A 641-nucleotide genomic window follows, 5' to 3' on the forward strand; every position below is an offset into this window, starting at 1 on the left:
ACCACAAGCGCTCCACATCGCGTCAACTAAGGATAATGCTCGCTCATCAGTATGCGTTAAGGGAGTAAGAATCACTTTATGATTTTGGTAGAGCGAACTATTTGCGGCAGTAACTCCACTCTTTTCTGATCCAGCAATCGGGTGACCAGGAACAACAAACTCTGGCACATCGCCGAACACCGACTCGACTGCAGAAACAAAGTTACCCTTAACACTTCCTACATCGGTCAGTACAGCACCGGGCTTGATGAATGGTTTAACCTCTTGCAGCACACTCTCAAATGCTTGAACTGGAACTGCCAACACAATGATATCTGCGCCAGAAACTGCTTCAGCAATTGTTTCAGCAGCTACATCCACAGCACCTAATTCAATACCGAGCTTTGCGTGATTTGAATCAAGCGTATACCCGACCGTCTTCGAGACAACGCCTTGCTCCCTCAAGCACTTTGTTAAAGAACCGCCAATTAGACCAAGCCCAACAACCGAAACGGTGAGCCCTTTTAATTCTTGCATCGCTAAACTTAGCGAATCGCTAGCCATGACTAAGCGACTCCAAAACTTCAATAAAACGAGCGTTTTCTTCAGGAAGACCGATTGATACACGAAGGTGATTTGGCATTCCATAATTCGCTACAGGA

At 46.2% G+C, this 641-nt stretch carries 1 protein-coding gene; it reads right to left on the minus strand.

Going from position 1 to position 641, the window contains the following annotated elements:
- On the minus strand, positions 1-543 hold a 543-nt coding region (locus tag A3762_RS18345), incomplete at its 3' end, for a prephenate dehydrogenase/arogenate dehydrogenase family protein (RefSeq protein ID WP_197469376.1).
- Positions 544-641: the final 98 nt, after the last annotated feature.

This window comes from Oleiphilus sp. HI0125, assembly GCF_001635355.1.